This is a genomic window from Methylobacterium sp. AMS5 (assembly GCF_001542815.1).
Classification (GTDB): domain Bacteria; phylum Pseudomonadota; class Alphaproteobacteria; order Rhizobiales; family Beijerinckiaceae; genus Methylobacterium.
The window spans coordinates 3659199-3676201 of sequence record NZ_CP006992.1 but is presented as its reverse complement, the minus strand read 5'-3'; the positions used below and the strand labels follow the sequence as shown (position 1 = coordinate 3676201).

General features: G+C 68.2%; 16 protein-coding genes, 1 tRNA gene and 1 pseudogene. 8 read left to right on the top strand and 10 right to left on the bottom strand.

Annotated features, from left to right (window positions below; all coding sequences use genetic code 11):
- Positions 1–4: 4 nt before the first annotated feature.
- On the bottom strand, positions 5–985 hold the full coding sequence (locus tag Y590_RS16560; RefSeq protein WP_083530886.1) for an STAS domain-containing protein: 981 nt from the start codon (positions 983–985) through the stop codon (positions 5–7).
- Between Y590_RS16560 and Y590_RS16550 the strand changes: the two genes are divergently transcribed.
- Positions 882–2065, top strand: a protein-coding gene (locus Y590_RS16550; protein WP_144439943.1) for an IS3-like element ISMex5 family transposase whose coding sequence is annotated in 2 segments (ribosomal slippage) — positions 882–1146 and positions 1146–2065 — 1185 coding nt in all. Because the reading frame shifts where the segments join, the coding sequence is not laid out codon by codon here. The two genes, Y590_RS16560 and Y590_RS16550, sit on opposite strands and share 104 nt — an antisense overlap.
- Before the next feature lie 717 nt (positions 2066–2782).
- Here Y590_RS16550 and Y590_RS26500 read toward each other — a convergent pair.
- The 4 genes and pseudogenes from Y590_RS26500 to Y590_RS16525 all read right to left on the bottom strand — a co-directional run bounded on the left by Y590_RS26500 (position 2783) and on the right by Y590_RS16525 (position 5419).
- Positions 2783–3873: pseudogene (locus tag Y590_RS26500) on the bottom strand (IS3 family transposase).
- Between the two features lie 147 nt (positions 3874–4020).
- Positions 4021–4095 (bottom strand) — tRNA-Gly (locus Y590_RS16535).
- Between the two features lie 104 nt (positions 4096–4199).
- Positions 4200–4676 (bottom strand): NUDIX domain-containing protein, encoded by a 477-nt coding sequence (locus Y590_RS16530; protein WP_193763287.1) that lies wholly within the window; start codon positions 4674–4676, stop codon positions 4200–4202.
- Between the two features lie 47 nt (positions 4677–4723).
- Positions 4724–5419 carry a fumarylacetoacetate hydrolase family protein gene (locus Y590_RS16525; protein ID WP_060770807.1) on the bottom strand — a complete coding sequence of 232 codons (696 nt, stop codon included), beginning with the start codon at positions 5417–5419 and terminating at the stop codon, positions 4724–4726.
- Positions 5420–5634: 215 nt separating this feature from the next.
- On the opposite strand from Y590_RS16525, the gene Y590_RS16520 reads away from it, so the two are divergent.
- From Y590_RS16520 to Y590_RS16500, 5 genes are all read left to right on the top strand, one after another.
- The gene (locus Y590_RS16520) at positions 5635–7086 is read left to right on the top strand and encodes an FAD-binding oxidoreductase (RefSeq protein WP_060770806.1); all 1452 of its coding nucleotides are present in this window, start codon (positions 5635–5637) and stop codon (positions 7084–7086) included.
- Positions 7087–7454: 368 nt separating this feature from the next.
- A complete protein-coding gene (locus tag Y590_RS16515) occupies positions 7455–7748 on the top strand; it encodes a DUF2218 domain-containing protein (RefSeq protein WP_003601356.1) in 294 nt (97 codons plus the stop codon).
- 77 nt (positions 7749–7825) lie between these two features.
- On the top strand, positions 7826–9082 hold the full coding sequence (locus Y590_RS16510) for an aminopeptidase (RefSeq protein WP_060770805.1): 1257 nt from the start codon (positions 7826–7828) through the stop codon (positions 9080–9082).
- A gap of 194 nt (positions 9083–9276) precedes the next feature.
- The gene (locus tag Y590_RS16505) at positions 9277–10296 is read left to right on the top strand and encodes a CDP-glycerol glycerophosphotransferase family protein (protein WP_060770804.1); all 1020 of its coding nucleotides are present in this window, start codon (positions 9277–9279) and stop codon (positions 10294–10296) included.
- A complete protein-coding gene (locus tag Y590_RS16500) occupies positions 10293–10820 on the top strand; it encodes an adenylyltransferase/cytidyltransferase family protein (protein ID WP_083530883.1) in 528 nt (175 codons plus the stop codon). Before Y590_RS16505 ends, Y590_RS16500 begins: the two co-directional genes overlap by 4 nt.
- Before the next feature lie 13 nt (positions 10821–10833).
- Here Y590_RS16500 and Y590_RS16495 read toward each other — a convergent pair whose 3' ends face one another.
- The 3 genes from Y590_RS16495 to Y590_RS16485 all read right to left on the bottom strand — a co-directional run bounded on the left by Y590_RS16495 (position 10834) and on the right by Y590_RS16485 (position 14131).
- Entirely contained in the window at positions 10834–11805 is a 972-nt protein-coding gene (locus Y590_RS16495) for a lipid A biosynthesis lauroyl acyltransferase (RefSeq protein ID WP_060770802.1), read from the bottom strand.
- A gap of 154 nt (positions 11806–11959) precedes the next feature.
- On the bottom strand, positions 11960–12688 hold the full coding sequence (gene phbB / locus Y590_RS16490) for an acetoacetyl-CoA reductase (RefSeq protein ID WP_060770801.1): 729 nt from the start codon (positions 12686–12688) through the stop codon (positions 11960–11962).
- A 258-nt stretch (positions 12689–12946) separates the two neighbouring features.
- Positions 12947–14131 (bottom strand): acetyl-CoA C-acetyltransferase, encoded by a 1185-nt coding sequence (locus Y590_RS16485; RefSeq protein ID WP_003601364.1) that lies wholly within the window; start codon positions 14129–14131, stop codon positions 12947–12949.
- Positions 14132–14456: 325 nt separating this feature from the next.
- Here Y590_RS16485 and phaR point away from each other — a divergent pair, with 325 nt between their 5' ends.
- On the top strand, positions 14457–15068 hold the full coding sequence (phaR, locus tag Y590_RS16480) for a polyhydroxyalkanoate synthesis repressor PhaR (protein WP_060770800.1): 612 nt from the start codon (positions 14457–14459) through the stop codon (positions 15066–15068).
- 262 nt (positions 15069–15330) lie between these two features.
- Positions 15331–15579, top strand: coding sequence for a hypothetical protein (locus Y590_RS16475; RefSeq protein WP_060770799.1), 249 nt, complete (start codon positions 15331–15333; stop codon positions 15577–15579).
- 82 nt (positions 15580–15661) lie between these two features.
- Here Y590_RS16475 and rpmF read toward each other — a convergent pair whose 3' ends face one another.
- Positions 15662–15850 carry a 50S ribosomal protein L32 gene (gene rpmF / locus Y590_RS16470; RefSeq protein WP_003601373.1) on the bottom strand — a complete coding sequence of 63 codons (189 nt, stop codon included), beginning with the start codon at positions 15848–15850 and terminating at the stop codon, positions 15662–15664.
- Positions 15851–16007: 157 nt separating this feature from the next.
- A complete protein-coding gene (locus tag Y590_RS16465; RefSeq protein ID WP_060770798.1) occupies positions 16008–16904 on the bottom strand; it encodes a transglycosylase SLT domain-containing protein in 897 nt (298 codons plus the stop codon).
- Positions 16905–17003 lie beyond the last annotated feature (99 nt).

Below are 17003 nucleotides of genomic sequence, written 5' to 3'. Positions count from 1 at the left end.
GGCGCTAGCGACGGCTCTCGTCAGACGCGGAAGGAGCCTTGCGCACGACGCTGCGGCCCGTCCTGCGAAGCGCCAGGGCGAAGGCATCGGCCAGGGTGGACTTCGAGATCACGTTTAGCTCCACGCCGAGGTGGACCATCGTTTGGGCGATCTGGGGTCGGATGCCGGAGACGATACAGTCGGCTCCCATCAGGCGAGCGGCGGCAATGGCTTTCAAAAGGTGCTGGGCCACCAGCGTGTCGACGGTCGGCACGCCGGTGATGTCGATGATGGCGATCTCGGCTTCCTCATCGACGATGGCCTGGAGGAGGTTCTCCATCACCACGCCGGTTCGGGCGCTATCCAGGGTGCCGATCAGGGGCAGCGCGAGGATTCCATCCCAGAGCCGCACGACTGGCGTCGAGAGTTCGGCGATCTCCTCGCTCTGGCGCCCGATCACCTCCTCGCGGCTCTGCTGGAAGACCTCCATCGTGTGGAGGCCGAGTTGGTCGATCACCTTGCTCGCCGACCAGATGCCGGCCGTCACCTGTGCGGCGTCCTTCCCGGACGCCCGGCTCAGGGCGTCGAAGATCGGCTCCTTGAGCGAGAACACGAAGGAAGCGGTATCGGTTGAAGTGAAGCCCTGGATGGCACGGGACCTTGAGATGTCTGCAAGGCTTTCACACAATGAAGTATAGGCGTCTTCGGTCGCGTCAGTGCTGCCTGAGGCAAGCGCTCGGCGGAATTGCCCGAGCACCGACTTGGCCTGCGTCTCAAGCTCGGCCTCCCGGATACGACCGGTCTGAAGCGCGCCGCCAGCCTTCAGAAGCGCGACCCTGATCCGCCCCCACTGAAGTGGTCCGCCCTGAGGTATGGCTTTTGAGCCAGATGAGGACGGACAGATGGGAACGAAGCGGCACAAGCCGGAAGACGTGGTCGCCAAGCTGCGGCAGGTGGATGTTCTGGTCTCGCAGGGCCAGAGCGTGGCGGAGGCGATCCGGGCCATCGGCGTGACGGAAGTGACCTACTACCGCTGGCGCAAGGAGTACGGCGGCCTGAAGAGCGATCAGGTTCGACGGATGAAGGACTTGGAGGTTGAGAACCAGCGGCTGCGCAAGGCGATTGCGGATCTCACCCTCGACAAGCTGATCCTGCAGGAGGCCGCTCGGGGAAACTGACCAGCCCCGCGCGCCGACGCGCCTGCATCGCGCATGTCATGAACGTCCTAGACGTCTCCGAGCGCCGCGCCTGTCGGGCGCTCGGGCAGCATCGCTCGACGCAGCGCAAGGTGCCGCGGGGAAGAGAGGATGAGGCCGCGCTGACAGCCGACCTCGTGGAACTGGCTCGCCAGTACGGGCGCTACGGCTACCGGAAGATCGGTGCATTGCTGAAGGCGGCGGGCTGGTTCGTCAACGACAAGCGGGTCGAACGGATCTGGCGGCGCGAGGGGCTGAAGGTCCCGTCTCGGCAGCCCAAGCGCGGCCGCATCTGGGACGGGGATGGTTCCTGCCTGCGATTGCGGGCGGAGCGTCGCGATCACGTCTGGTCCTACGACTTTGTCGAAGCCCGCACGCACGAGGGCCGCAAGTTCCGGATGCTGAACGTGGTCGATGAGTTCACGCGGGAGTGCCTGGCGATCCGCGTCGCACGCAAGCTGAAGGCGGTGGACGTGATCGACGTGCTGTCCGACCTGTTCATCCTGCGCGGCGTGCCCGGCCATATCCGCTCGGACAACGGTCCGGAGTTCATCGCCAAGTCCGTGCAGGCCTGGATCACCGGTGTCGGCGCCAGAACAGCCTACATCGCACCCGGCTCGCCATGGGAGAACGGTTACGTCGAGAGCTTCAACGCACGACTACGGGACGAGCTTTTGAACGGTGAGATCTTCTACACGCTCAAGGAGGCGCAGATCGTGATCGAGAGTTGGCGTCTACACTACAACAGCGTGCGCCCGCACGCCTCGCTCGGCTACCGACCACCGGCCCCGGAGGTGTTCGTGCCGGCCTTCACCGCTTGGCCGGCTGCGCTCACCCGGTCGGCTCCGCCGGCCAAGCGACCCGTGGAGCAAAGGCCGACCCTGCACTAACTTAGAACTTGGACCACCGCGTGGGGGCCGATCAACCCATGCGTCGAGGATCGCCGCTTCCTCGCTGGTGACCGTTTTGATCAGGACCTCGGTGCCGTCCATCGCCATTCAGATAATTCCTTGGGCCTGATCCTATTTCGTTCCATGCGTCTAGCCCACGCCGTAAGGCACCGATAGTCACGTTCGATGATGAACAGGCCCTCTGAGAATTTTATTCCTGGTCGCGAAATTTTTTGCCCGACTTGCTTGGGTGGTGTCATCCACTCATATGTCAGTTGCGCGGTCCGACTGATGAAGCAGAGGTCAGCGAGTTCGCCGACACCGAGAGCGCCATTGCGTAGGCTGCAGTCGAGTTTTGCGGGTGGGCGCCTGAATTGATTGCTTTGATCGCAGACAGCGAAAGCCGTCCGGTTCCGTGTCGGACCCATACGCTCCTGAGCAAGCATTGCCGGGGCCGCGTGGCGGGGCGATGCTGTGCATCCTGTGGTGTCGAATGGGGAAGTTGCGAACCTCGCAATGCTCAATGCGGTAGAACGCGGTCAGGCATTGGCAGTGTAATCTCTTCAGTAGCAGGCGCTCTCCTTCCACAACGAGCGGAGCTGATCGCTGAGAGGGTTAGGGCGCGCTTTGTCCGCGTCGGTAGGCCCCTGGATGCCAAGGTCGGTAAGTTGGAAGTCGAAGACCGCGGTGGAGTTGAACCCGTTTGTGGTCCACCGCCTACGCAAGTTCTCGGGCTGTGACAGCTTGGTTGGCGAGGGCTCGGGGCGTCAAGCCGCCCAGGGCCGTGTGGGGTCGATCGTCGTTGTCGTGGCACCTCCACTCCTCGATGCGCTCGCGGGCATCCGCGAGCGACAGGAACCGCGAGGCGTTCAGGCACTCCGCTCATAGGCGGCCGTTGAACGACTCGATATAGGCGTTGTCGGTCGGCTTACCCGGTCGAGAGAAGTCGATCTCGACCCCATTCATCTCGGCCGATGGGTCGAGCATGCGCCCGGCGAACTTCGGCCCGTTGTCGACCCGCCGGCTCTTGGGGCGTCCTCGCAGCCGGACCAAGGCGTCCAGCGCCTCGATCACCTGGAAAGCGCGGACGTTGGCTCTCGGATGTCAGCGAGAGCGCCTCTCGCGTGTCGCAATCGATTGCGGTCAGAGGAGGAATGGACGCCCGTCAAACAGGCGGTCGGACATGAAGTCCATGGCCCAGACCTCGTTTGGACCTCCGATCGCCGGCCGCCCTTGCCGGTAGCGCCGGGCCCGTTTGCGCTTGGGCAGCTTGGGCCGGATCGACAGGCCCTCGTCCCGGTAGATCCGGTCGGTGCGCTTGTGGTTCACCTTCCGGCCTTCCCGCCGCAACAGGATATGCAGCCGTCGGTAGCCGTAGCGCACCCGTGCGGCGGCCGACCCCTTCAGCGGCATCCGCAGCGCCACCTGCGGATCGGAGCGCTGCGATGAGCGGCCAAAGCCGGCAGCCTGACAGGCCCGACGCTCGCTGATGCCATGGGCCACCTGCAAGTGACCGGCGACCTCGCGGCGAACGGCGGGCCTCACCACTTTCGCTTGAGCACATCTTGCAGCATGGAGCGGTCCAGCGTCTGGTCGGCGACCAGCCGCTTCGGCTTGCTGTTCTCGCTTTCCCGTTGCTTGAGCCGCCGGATCTCCGGCACGCCCATGCCGACGAACGGCTTCTTCCGGCGTTAAAAGGTCAGCTCGGACACGCCCATCTTCCGGCAGGCCTCGTCCACCGTTGCACCGTTCTCCGCCTGGCGCAGGGCGAAGGCGATCCGTTCGTTCGTGAAGCGTTTGCGAGGCATGGCACCCGCCCTCCTTCAGGGTTCAGGATGCCCGAAAAACCTGCGCTCGGCGCGGACCAGTGTGGCGGTGCAGGGTCACCCGACCCGAGAATACGACAAAGGCCGCGCGATGGCGGCCTTGTAAGTCGTTTGTATGGTTGGGAAAACTGGAGCGGGCGAAGGGATTCGAACCCTCGACCCCAACCTTGGCAAGGTTGTGCTCTACCCCTGAGCTACACCCGCTCTCTTGTCCGTCTGGCCGGCGCCGTGGGCGCGTCCGTCGGTGGCGCTGGTAAACACTATCCCGGCCGGGGATGCAAGCGCCGAGGTCGAATTTTTTGCGCGGCTCACCAAAGCTCGGCCGGAGGCTGGCCGCCGTGGATTTCGTCGAGACGGGCGCGGGTGGCGCGGGTGGTGTCGGCCGGCAGGGCGTCGAGGGGGAAGAAGCCGGCCTCGGCGATCTCGCGGTCCGGCCGCTTCGGGCCCGTCACCGTGAAGGCCGGGACGATGTAGACGGCGATGTGGTCGCGGCGCAGTGCGCCTGGGTTGAGGAAGAAGCCGTGCAACTGCAGCGGGGCATCGGGCGACACCACGATCTCGGCCTCCTCACGGAACTCGCGCGCCATCGCGGCGGGGCCGCTCTCGCCCGGATCGATCCCGCCCCCCGGCAGATGCCAGCCCGCGACATAGGTATGGCGCACGAGGCACACCCTCCCCTGCCCGTCGATGGCGACGCCGCGCACGCCCAGCGTCATGCCGCGCGTGAACAGTGCGACCCGCAGGGACAGGCGGTGGAGCCAGGGTCGGTCGAGATTCGGGATCATGCCCGCCTTGTAGATGGCGGCGCTTCGCCCGTCGCGCCCCGGCTCGCTCACACGACCTTGAGCGCGATCGCGCCCACGCCCTCGATCCGCGCGCTCATGGCCTGGCCGCGTTGCACGGCCCCGACGCCCGAGGGCGTGCCGGTGAGGATCAGGTCGCCGGGATGCAACTCGAAATAGGTCGAGAGCAGCGCGACCTGCTCTGGCACCGACCAGATCATCTCGGAGAGGTCACCCCGCTGGCGCTCGGCACCATCGACGGCCAGCGTGATCGCGCCGGAGCGGGGGTGGCCGATGACGCCCGCCGGCCGCAGGGCGCCGATGGGGGCGGAGAAATCCGCCGCCTTGCCGAGCTCCCAGGGGCGCGCTTGCCGCTTGGCCTCGTCCTGAAGGTCGCGCCGGGTCATGTCGAGGCCGACCGCGTAGCCGTAGACATGGGTGCCGGCGGTCTCCACCGGGATGTCGCGCCCGCCCCGGCCGAGGGCGGCCACCAGCTCCACCTCGAAATGGTAGTTTTCGGTGCGGGGCGGATAGGGATGCTCGACCGTCACGCCCTCGGGCACGACCTGGAGCGTGTCGGCCGGCTTGAGGAAGAAAAAGGGCGGGTCGCGCTCGTCGGCGCCCATCTCGCGGGCATGGGCCCGGTAGTTGCGGCCCACGCAATAGACCCGGCGCACGGGAAACAGGTCGGAGCTGCCGTGGATCGGCAGCGCCGTGCGCGGCGGGTTCGGGATCACGGACAGCATAGCGCCTCAAGCCTCGTCTTCGGTGGGACGGCAAACACGGTCGGATCGGGCGGCGATCCGCTGCGGAAGGAGAACCCGCAAGCGCCCGGTGCGTGCCATTGCCCCGCATACCTTTCCCAGCATTCCCCATCCTCGGCCCTCGGTGCAAATGCCGTTCCCCCGGCCTATCTGAACCGGACGACGCCTTCGTTCGTCCCCGCCTCCGCCCTCCATCGATGACCGCTCCCCTCTCCCACGATCGCCTGCTGGCCACCCTCTCCGAGCGGCTCGGCCGTCGGCACGTGCGCACCGATCCGGCCGATCTCGCGCCGCATCTCGTCGAGTCGCGCGGGCTCTATCGCGGCCATGCGCTGGCCGTCGTGGCGCCGGGCACGACCGAGGAGGTCGCCTTCACCGTGCGAACCTGCGCCGAGGCGCGGGTGCCGGTGGTGGCGCAGGGCGGCAATACCGGCCTCGTCGGCGGCGGTGTGCCCTTCGGCGGGATCGTGCTGTCCCTCAACCGCCTCAACCGGCTGCGCGCGGTCGATCCCCTCGGCGCGAGCATGACGGTGGAAGCCGGCATGATCCTCGCCGATGTGCAGGCCGCCGCCGACGCGGCGGGGATGTTGTTCCCGCTCTCCTGGGCGGCGGAGGGCACCGCGCGGATCGGTGGCGGCCTCGCCACCAATGCCGGGGGCTTGGCGGTGCTGGCCTACGGCAATGCCCGCGACCTCGTCCTCGGGCTCGAAGTCGTGCTCGCCGACGGACGGATCTGGAACGGGCTGAAGGCGCTGCGCAAGAACAACGCCGGCTACGACCTCAAGCACCTGTTCGTCGGTTCGGAGGGCACGCTCGGCATCATCACCGCCGCGACCCTGAAGCTGTACCCCAAGCCCCTTTCGACCTGCGTCGGCTTCGTCGGCCTCGCCTCGGCGCGGGCGGCGCTCGCCCTGTTCGCGCAGCTCCGGGCCGGCGCCGACCGCGGGCTGACGGCCTTCGAGTACATCCCCCGCTTCGGGCTGGAGATGGTGCTGAGACACGGCATCGACGTGCGCCCGCCGCTCTCCGGCTCCCATGCCGCCTACGCCCTGGTGGAGTTGTCCTCGCCCCGGCCCGGCTCAGACACCCGTGCCGAGATGGAAGCCTTGCTCGCCGAGGCGATGGAGGCGGGAGGGGTCGAGGATGCGGTGATCGGCGCCAGCGCGGCGCAGGACGCTGCCCTGTGGCGCCTGCGCGAGCTGCTGCCCGAGGTGCAGAAGGCGGAGGGCGGCTCGATCAAGCACGACGTCTCGTTGCCGCTTTCGCGCCTCGCCGACTTCCTGGACGAGGCGAGTGCGGCCTGCGAGGCGGTAATGCCGGGCCTGCGCCCCTGCCCGTTCGGGCATTTCGGCGACGGCAACATCCACTTCAACCTGACCCAGCCGGTCGGCATGGAGAAGGCGGAGTTCCTGAGCCAGTGGGGCCGCTTCAACACCATCGTTCATGGCATCGTCGAGCGCATGGACGGCTCGATCGCCGCCGAGCACGGCATCGGCTTGATCAAGCGCGACGAACTCGCCCGCACCGCCGACCCCGTCGGCCTCGACCTGATGCGCCGGTTGAAGGCCGCCCTCGACCCACACGATGGGCTCAATCCGGGCAAGGTGGTGGCCCTCTCGGACGATCCGCCGCCGGCTCTCCCGGTCTGAAAACGGGTGTGACGGGGCGCACGCGGGAACGCATTGCGGCCGCGGCGGGTTGTTGTGCAACGCACAAGATGGCTGCATGATCCGGGTCACAGGGCCGGGAATCAGCCTTGCGCGCAACCGGAATGATGCCCGGATGATGAGATCGTTAACCCTTGCGACCCGACAATCACCCTCTACCGGGACTGGTGGCGGAGCGGTCCGCCTCGGTTTCGTCGCATGACGATTTTAGGCGCTCGTCCCACATACTGCAGTGCGGTGCGCTCTTCCTGGCAGGTGACGCGCTGCAACGGCGGGCGGTGGGAGCGCGTCGTCCGGCCTGCATCCTGGGACACGCGTCCCGTCCGCACCGACTTCGAAGGAGACCATTGATGCCCGTTTCACAGGCCCGGGTGCCGACCGCGGAAGCCAGTCGCTACCTGAAGCAGCTCTGCCGCCATTGGAGCCACAAATTCCCGGTCGAAGAGAGCGGCGACAAGGGCCGGGTTCCGTTCGGCGAGGACCGGATCTGCACCTTCGAGGCGAGCCCCGATGCTCTGGTGATGCAGGTGGCCACGCCCGACCCGGCCGGCCTGACACGGCTGGAGAATGTCGTCTCCGACCACCTCCTGCGCTTTGCCTTCCGCGAAAATCTGGGTGACATCACGTGGTCGCGCGCGGCTTGAGCCAGGGATCGGTCTGACGGGATCGGTTGCGGGCCGGGAAGACGGCGCGCGGCGAGACAGCCTGGAGAACCTATTCCATGAGCCAGACGCCGGGCACGGCCGCCCTCCCCTTTACCGAGCGCCTCGACCGGCTGGCGGAAGTCGCCGTGCGGGTCGGCCTCGGGCTGAAAGCGGGCCAGGAACTGGTGATGACGGCGCCGCTCGAAGCGGTCCCGTTGGCCCGCGCCATCACCGAGCAGGCCTACAAGGCCGGCGCCGCGCTGGTCACCACCTTCTACGCGGACGACGCCGCGACGCTGGCGCGCTTCGCCCACGCGCCCGATGAGGCGTTCGACCGGGCCGCCGGCTGGCTCTATGCCGGGATGGCGGACGCCTACCGGAGCGGAGCGGCCCGGCTCGCGATCTCGGGCGACGACCCGTCCCTGCTGGCGGGGCAGGACCCGTCCAAGGTCGCCCGCGCCAACCGTTCGCGCTCGCAGGCCTACGTGCCGGCGCTGGAACTGATCGCCGGCTTCTCCACCAACTGGACCATCGTCTCGGCCGCGACCAAGCCCTGGGCGCGCACGGTCTTCCCCGACCTGCCCGAGGACGAGGCGGTCGCGCGCCTCTGGGACGCGGTCTTTTCCGCCTCGCGCATCGACGGACCGGACCCCGTCGCGGCCTGGGGCGCGCATAACCGCGATCTTGGCCGCCGCACCGAGCGGCTCAACGGCGCCCGCTTCTCCGCCCTGCGCTTCCGTGGCCCCGGAACCGACCTGACCGTGGGGCTCGCCGACGATCACGAATGGTGCGGCGGCGCCACGACCGCCAAGAACGGCATCGTCTGCAACGCCAACATCCCGACCGAGGAGGTGTTCACCACGCCCCACCGGGCGCGGGTGGAGGGCTACGTCGCCAGCACCAAGCCGCTCTCCTACCAGGGCACCCTGATCGACGACATCCGCGTGCGCTTCTCCGAGGGGCGCATTGTCGAGGCGAACGCGCGCACCGGCAGCGACGTGCTCGCCAAGGTGCTCGACACCGACGAGGGCGCCGCCCGCCTCGGCGAGGTGGCCCTGGTGCCCGCCTCCTCGGCGATCTCGGCCTCGGGCCTGTTGTTCTACAACACGCTCTACGACGAGAACGCCGCGAGCCACATCGCCCTGGGGCAGGCCTACTCGAAATGCTTCCGCAACGGCGGCGACGGTCTGAGCGAGTCTGATCTCGCCGAGCGCGGCGCCAACCGCAGCCTGATCCATATCGACTGGATGATCGGCTCGGCCGAGATCGACGTGGATGGGATCACCGCCTCGGGCGAGGCGGTGCCGGTGATGCGCCGCGGCGAGTGGGTCTGACGCGCCTGTCCTCGACGCAGGATCGGCCGAGACCACGTTCGGTCTCGGACCCTTCCTCACCGGTCCCGTGGCGTCGGTTCCGGTGGTCTTGCAACGGGTGCGAACGATGGTGGACAGCGAGCCCGAGCGGACAGCGCCTCCCAGTGTGACGGGGCCCGTTGGCCGGCGTGAGGATCAGGCCGGGACGGCGGGCTATGACAGCGGGTACCTTCTCCATCCTGGTCATTGACCAGTACGCGTGGCACGCCCCCATCCTCGATCCGCTCGCCGATCTGCTCTCGGCCCGCCATGACGTCGTGCGCCTCTCGATGGCGGCTTTCGAAGACGGACAGGAGGCAGCGGGCCGGGGCGCTGACCTTGTCATCGTCGCGGATGCCGGCACGGCGGTCGTCCTGCGGCGGAGCCTGCCCGACGCGACGATCCTGCATGTCGGGCACGGTCTTATCAGCAAGAACGGTCCGGCCATGGCGTATCACGCGGCCGATTACGTCTGCGTCGCGAGTGCGGCGATCGCCGAGCGCCTCACCGCGCAGGGGCATGTGCCGCGGCGGGCCTATCTTCCGACGGGACTGATCCAGAGCGATCTTCTGTTCCGGAACACGCCGCGCGCGCAGGGTGTCCGGGTCCCCGGTTGCGCGGTGAGTATCGTCTACGCCCCAACCTGGACGCCGCTGCTGTCATCGGCCGAGATGCTCGGCGACGATCTCGTCGCGCTGATCCGCGGGGACGAGGCCGGGATCGGGATCGTCATCAAGCCCCATCCCCATATCGCCGTCAGCGCGCCGGACCTGATCGAAAGGTGGCGCAGTCTCGCCGAGCGGCACGCGAACGTCGTGCTGCATCCGCCCGATTCCGACCTGATCCCCGCCCTGCTCGGGGCCGACCTGATGATCTCGGACGCCTCCAGCGCGATCTTCCATTACCTCGCCCTGAATCGCCCGATCGTGCTCATCGACAATCCCGAACGGTTCGCGTCGCCGCTGAGTTACGACGCGGAGGGGATCGAGTGGCAGTGGCGCGACATCGGTCCCCGCGTCGAGCAGGTCGACACGCTGCGTGCGGCGGTGACCCGGTCCCTCGCCGAGCCGAACCGGTACGAGGTGGCGCGCCTCGCCCGCCGGGCGGCTCTGTTCGGTGCGTTCACCGACGGCTGCGCCCGCGTCCGGGTGGCGGCCGCCGTGGACGAAATCCTGAAGGAGGGAGGCCGGGCGTGAGCGGAGCGGGAACGGCGGGCGTGAGCGGAGCGGGAACGGCGGGCGTGAGCGGAGCGGGAACGGCGGGCGTGAGCGGAGCGGGAACGGCGGGCGTGAGCGGAGCGGGAACGGCGGGCGCGTCCGTCTACGCCAAGGTCGTGGTCGATCTGCTCCATCCCGGCCATGTCCGCTTCTTCGCCGCGGCCCGTGCCCTGGGCGGGCGACTGACGGTCTGCGTCGTCCCCGACGCGCGGGTGGCGGCCTATAAGGGACGCCCGCCGGTTCTCACCCTGGTCGAGCGCGTCGAGATCGTGGCGGCCTGCCGCTGGGTCGATGCAGTGGTCACCGACGGCCCCCGCGTGATCGACCGCGCCTTCATGGCGCGGTTCGGCTACGACCTCTACGCGTTCGGCGCGGCCCACGAGGCCGAACTGGCCACGAAGCTTGCCGATTGCGCCGACTTGCCTGAAGCGATGCGCGCGGTCGTACCCTATACCCCCGGCATCTCCTCGACGCTCCTGCGCCAACGCCTGACCGCCGGTTAGACGCAGGGTGCGGTCACGACGCGGACGATTCTAGCGGCCCCTCAGTGGGTTTCGCCTTCGGCAGCATGTTGGGCCGCCAGCGGCGGTGCATCCAAAGCCACTGGCCGGGATGCTCGCGCACCCAGCCCTCGATCACGCGCGTCATCGCCTGCATCGCGCCCTGAACCTCGATCAGCCCGTCGGGGCCGCGGGGCAGGTCGAGCGGCGGCGTCAGTTCGAGCAGGAAGCGCCCGCCGGCCTTGCGCACCACGCGCGCGCCGTGGACCGGGCAATCGTGGTGCCGTGCGAGCTTGCCGAGCAGCGGGTTGACCAGCACCGGCCGGCCGAAGAACTGCACCACGACGCCGCGGGTGAAGTGCTGGTCGATGAGCTGGCCGAGATGGCCGCCGCGCTCCACCACGCCCTGCATCGCGAAGACGGCGCCGGGACCGGAGGCCGCCAAGCCCCCCATGGTCTTGCGGCGCACCTCCTGCACGAGCTGGGCGGCGGCCGGATTGTTCGGCGGCCGGAACACGGCGGTGGTCTCGAGGCCGAACTTCTCCGCGCAGATCGCTGGCAGCTCCCAGTTGGCCAGATGGGCCGAAAAAATAAGCCCCGGCCGGCCATCGTCGCGGATCGCGAAGAACTGTTCGAGCCCGCGCACCTCCATGCGCTGGGTCGCGAGGTTCTCCGGGTCGTAATCGAAGATCGTGTCGAGATGAGCGTATTCGGCGCCCGTGCGTCCGAGATTGTCCCACGCCTCCCCTGCGATCGCCCGCAATCGCCGCTCGTCCTCCTTCGGATAGGCCGCGCGCAGGTTGTCCATCGCCGTGCGGTGCGAGGGCAGGAACGGGCCGATGAGGCGAGCGAGCCGGCCGCCGGCCGTGCTCGCCCGGTCGGTGCCGAGCATCCGCGCGAGCAGGAACACCGCCCGGATCAGCGGGATGGTCGCGAGACCCGCCAGCCGAGGCAGGTTCCGCCGCAGGATCAGCGCGAGGCGCAGCACAGCCGGTTCATTCAGAGAGCAATCGGTGGAGGTTTCCAGGCGGCATAAAGTATTTTTTCCGGCCAAGCGAGCACGCTTGCCGCGAAACGGCAGAGGCCGCCGACCCGTCTGAGCGGATCGGCGGCCTCCGGACGGCATGGCGCTTGGCGGTCGATCAGACGAAGTGCTGGCCGCCGTTGATCGTCAACGTCGAGCCGTTGACGAAGCCGGCCTCGTCGCTGGCGAGATACTGGACCGCGTGGGCGATCTCGTCGGCCTCGCCGAGGCGGCCGGTCGGGATCGTCGAGATGATCTTGTTGCGGATGTCTTCCGGCACTGCCATCACCATCTCGGTGGCGATGTAGCCGGGGGCCACCACGTTCACGGTGATGCCCTTCGCGGCGTTCTCCTGCGCCAGCGCCTTGGCGAAGCCGATCACGCCGGCCTTGGCCGCCGAGTAGTTGGTCTGGCCGGCCTGGCCCTTCTGGCCGTTGATCGACGAAATGATGATGATGCGCCCGAAATTGCGCGAGCGCATTCCCTCGATCAGCGGACGGGTGCAGGTGAACATCGAGTCGAGGTTGGTCTTGATGACCGCCTGCCACTTCTCGAAGGTCATCTTGTGGAAGGCGCCGTCGCGGGTGATGCCGGCATTGTTCACCAGGATGTCGATCGGGCCGAGTTCGGCTTCGATCGCCTTGATGCCGGCCTCGCAGCTCGCGAGATCGCCGACGTCGAACTTGAACACCGGGATGCCGGTCTCGGCCTTGAAGGCGTTGGCCGCCTCGTCGTTGCCGCCGTAATTGGCGGCGACCTTGTAGCCCTTGTCCTTCAAGCGCTTGGAGATCGCGGCGCCGATGCCGCGCGTTCCGCCCGTGACGAGGGCGACGCGTTCCTGAGCCATAGTTTCCTCCGTGATCCCGTATCGGGTTATTGTTAAGCCGGTTCGCGAAACACCCGCTAGGCGTGCGGCGGACAGGGCAACGATCCTGTCACCGCCTTCGCGGGGGCGGGGCGCCGCGCGTCATCCCCGCCTGTTTATCCGGGCGACTGCGGGCCCGCATCGCATTTAAATTTCACAAACCCTCAAGCTGTTTTCGTCAAATTCAGCTTGAGGTTCGGTGTGGGGAGGCCGTCGAGCGCCCTCCCCGGAGCCGGTCGCTCAGACCCGCTCGACACACATGGCGACACCCATGCCACCGCCGATGCAGAGCGTGGCGAGGCCCTTCTTGGCGTCGCGGCGCTTCAGCTCGTGCAGCAGGGTGATGAGGACGCGGGCGCCGGAGGCACCGATCGGGTGGCCGATGGCGATGGCGCCGCCATTGACGTTCACCTTCTCGTCGTCCCAGCCCATGTCCTTGTTCACGGCCAGAGCCTGGGCGGCGAAAGCCTCGTTCGCCTCGATCAGGTCGAGGTCGGCAGGCTTCCAGCCGGCCTTCTCCAGGGCCTTGCGCGAGGCCGGGATCGGGCCCGTGCCCATCACCTTCGGATCGACGCCCGCGGTCGCCCAGGACACGATCCGGGCGAGCGGCGTGATGCCCCGGCGCTCGGCCTCGGAGGCCGACATCAGCACCAGCGCGGCGGCGCCGTCGTTGAGGCCCGAGGCGTTGGCCGCGGTCACGGTGCCGTCCTTGGCGAAGGCGGGCTTGAGCTTGGCCATCGCCTCGACGGTGGCGCCGTCACGGATGTACTCGTCGGTGTCGACGACCGTGTCGCCCTTGCGGCCCTTCACGGTGACCGGGACGATCTCTTCCTTGAAGCGGCCTTCCTTACGGGCGGCCTCGGCCTTGTTCTGCGAGCGGACCGCGAACTGGTCCTGCTGCTCGCGGGTGAGCTGGAAGGCCTGGGCGACGTTCTCGGCGGTCTGGCCCATGTGGTAGCCGTTGAAGGCGTCCCACAGGCCGTCCTTGATCATGGTGTCGACGAGCTTGAGGTCGCCCATCTTCTGGCCGCCGCGCAGGTACTGGGCGTGCGGGCTGAGCGACATCGATTCCTGACCGCCGGCCACGATCACCTTGGCGTCGCCGTTGGCGATCTGCTGCATGCCGACCGCAACGGTGCGCAGGCCCGAGCCGCAGACCTGATTGAGGCCCCAGGCGGTCGCCTTCTCGGGGATGCCCGCGGCGATGGCGGCTTGGCGGGCCGGGTTCTGCCCGGCGGCAGCGGTGAGGACCTGGCCGAAGATCACCTCGTCCACGTCGTCCGGCGAAACGCCCGCGCGCTCCAGTGCGGCCTTGATCGCCGTGGCGCCGAGTTCGTGGGCCGGCACGGAACCGAAGGCGCCGGCGAACGAGCCGACCGGCGTGCGCGCCGCTCCGACAATGACGATATCTTCACTGGCTGCCATCGTGACGTTCTCCTCATTCGGCGGCGCGATATTTGGTAGACCAGAATGTCTGAAGCGCGGCCTGCCGTTCACCGGATGAAGAGCGCAGACCTCGCGAAGTCAAGCGTGCTTACGGACAACATGGGCGGAACGTCGCACAGACGACCGCGCGGGAGTGCGCCGGATTCTACGGGGACAGGGATAAATTGCTGTTTTCGCCGCGTCGCGAAAGCCTTAAGGTTGGTTCCGACGAATGTAGAGCCCAGCCTGCGGAGGCGGGCAGCCGATCATGGCGGAGCGTTGAGCTTTGCGCAGACTCATGAGCGAAGCGGGAGGTGTCGCAACGATGGCCGAGAACGGCAGGGCGCATCAGACCGTCATCAAGAAGTACGCCAATCGCCGGCTCTATCACACCGGCACCTCCACCTACGTCACGCTCGAAGACCTCGCGACGATGGTGCAGAACGGCGAAGACTTCATCGTCTACGACGCACGCTCGGGCGATGACATCACCCGCTCGGTGCTGACGCAGATCATCTTCGAGCAGGAAAACAAGGCCGGCGACGACAACCTGCTGCCGGTGGCCTTCCTGCGCCAGCTGATCCGCTTCTACGGCGACAGCATGCGCACGATGGTGCCGAGCTTCCTCGAATTCTCCATGGCCAACTTCGCCAAGGATCAGGACGGCCTTCGTGAGAAGATGGCCCAGAGCTTCGGCCCCTCCGCCTTCCAGCAGGCGCTGCAGGAGCAGGTGCGGGCCAACATGACCTTCTTCGGCGATGCGATGAAGATGTTCACCGGTGGCTTCGGCCCCGGCGGCCCGCCGCCGGGAACGATGCCCACCACGCCCTCCGCCCCTGCTCCTGCGCCCGCCGTCAGCGGGCCGACCGACCTCGACGAGTTGAAGAAGCAGATGGCGGAGATGCAGGCCCGCCTCGAATCGCTGGCGCGCAAGTAGGGCCTCGTCCAGAACGGCCATTGCCGCGCGTCCGGCCGGACGACATCGGCCAACCCGCGCTTTCTTTCACGCCTAGAGCATCGTCCTGGATCCGATATCCAGGACGATGCTCTAGGCTTTTGTTTTTGCGTCACCTGTCTCGGAAGGCATTAGCCGCTTTGCGGAATGATGCTCCGGTGGCGCGAGACAGATCATTAAGATCCGGTTAACGTCGGCCCCGGCTTTGCACGAGAACGCGTGCGAGGCCGGAGGTTTGACGCGAATGGACCGTTTCGAGACCGATTGTGCCGATCAGGACCATTTCGTCCGTCCGGACTCGTCCTCGCGCGCCCTCGTTGCCGAAACGCCCGGTGGCACCGGTCCCCGAATCCGGGGCCGCCGCCCGATGGCGGGTTTTCTGACCCAACTGATCGTCAGCGCCGATCCCGCCTTGCGTCCCGCGCGCCTCGAACGCACGAAGGCCGCAACCGCGCTCTACGCGCGGAATGCGACCTTCGCAAAACGGGCCTGACGGCCGGTTCTTCACAGCGCTGGCAGGACACCCGTTGCGCCGTCGCGGCCCGAGAAGGGCGGTCGGCGCTCGGGCGGTCTCCTTACGCCTCGGCGGACTTCACCTTCAGCACCTGACGGCCGCGGTACATGCCGGTCTTCAGGTCGATGTGGTGCGGACGGCGCAGTTCGCCCGAGTCCTTGTCCTCGACATAGGTCGGGGCCTTGAGGGCGTCGGCGGAGCGGCGCATGCCGCGGCGGGAGGGGGAGGTCTTTCGCTTCGGAACGGCCATGGGAGTGTACCTCAGGCAAAAAGGGCGCCCAAGGCATCCTCATGTCTGAGGATCGCCGATGGCACCGCGTTGAGTAACGGAGATTCGAGGCGGGCTGTATAACCGCAGGAACGGCGACTGGCTAGAGTGCCGGTTTGCCTATGGACAGGCCATCGCCTCAAGGCGTGACGGCGGCGGCCGAGGCCTCCAGGATCGGGGCCGGCTCGGCGGGCTTGCGCGCCGCGACGGCGATCGCCGGGCGCGGGATCGCCGCGAGCACGGTCTCGGAGGGGCGGCGCGGCGGCAGCGGCACCTCGACGGCGTCCACGGCGGCCATCGCCTGCGCCGCGGCAGCCTGCGGGGCGGCGGCTTGCTGGGGAACGGCCTGCACCGGGATGGAGGCCTGCGGCTGCGGAGCGGTGGGCTGCGCGAGGCTTGCCACCTGCACGGGCTCGGCGGAGAGAGCGGTCGGCCGGCGCGGCGGCAGCGGCACCTCGACGGCGTCGGTCGGGCCGGGGCCCGGCGCGGCGTAGGCCAGCGCCTGCTGGGCGCCCACCGCGGGCGCGCTGCCGCGCAGGGTGAACATGCCGTCGAAGCCGTTCGCGGACCGGGCATTCGCGCCGGCGGGCGGCGTGGCGGTGGCGACGGTCGTCGTGCCCGCGTCATCCGGCGGGGTGGCGTCGATGCCGAGGCGCTTGGCGGCGTAGTAGTAGCCGCGGTTGTAGTAGCGGTAGGCCTGTTCCAGGTCGCCCTTGGCGGCGCGGTAGGCGCCGGCGAGGTAGGCGATGCCGTATTTCAGGTTGGTCTCGGGATTGTAGAGCCCGGCCGCGTCGCCGGTATAGCCGAGGCCGCGGGCGGTGGCGTGCTTGATCTGCATCAGGCCGAGCGCCGAGCCGCCCTTGGCGCGGGCGTTGTAGTTGCTCTCCCGCTTGACCACGCGATGGACGAACGCCTCGGGCACCTTGTTGGCCCGGGCCTGCTCGGCGATCAGCGCATCGATGTTGTCCCGTGCCGCCTCCTGGGCGAAGGCCGACGCCGGGGCGGCGGCAAGAAGGGCGGCGAGGACAAGACGCATGGGGGACCCGGTCGTTTTGGGTGCCGCGCTCCGCCTCCCGTTGGCCGGCGCCCCGCTCTCCAGAGAGGGCGGGTGCCGCGGGAGCCGGGCGAGGATCAC